Genomic DNA, 527 nt, shown 5'->3' with positions numbered 1-527 from the left:
GGCCATCTTGGCGAGGAAAAGCAGACAGGACGGCAAGCTTATTGGCACACAGTGGCCAGCGTGTCGGCGGTAACGCTCTGGATATCGCGTTGGCTTTCAAACAGTTGATGTTCCCGTTTGGGATGGAAAGCAAGATGGAGTCGGGCATTGTGATGCCGACGACTCAGTTTTGGAATCCGATTGCTATCAATAACGTTGAAGCGCAAAACGACTTTTACTCACGTGAGAACTTAGCGGCGTTAAAACTGTTGCAGAAACAGGCGCAAGAGCCAGAAAAACTAGCCCGCTTGCTTGAGGTTTATCACGAATCATTAGGCTACAACATTGTCCGCCGTGCAGAAGAAGCGAAGGTGGCACTCTCTGATCAAACGGCTTACCGTACTGGCATCAACTTGTTGTCGGAGCTGATTGAAGTGGACGTTCAGCGTGATGAGATGATTGAAGCGATTGAATCACCAAAGAACAAGATGACGGCGCTGGTAACAGAAGCTGTTGAGCAAGCAGGCGTAAAACCGGATGCGATCTTT

The 527-nt window shown here is 49.5% G+C and carries 1 pseudogene; it reads left to right on the top strand.

Annotated features, from left to right (window positions below):
* A pseudogene (locus R8O11_RS31050) lies at window positions 1–527 on the top strand (molecular chaperone); the annotation flags it as partial.

Source organism: Vibrio sp. 1288, assembly GCF_033344475.1.
Note: the sequence above shows the minus strand (reverse complement) of the source record. Positions and strands in the feature narration are given on the sequence as shown.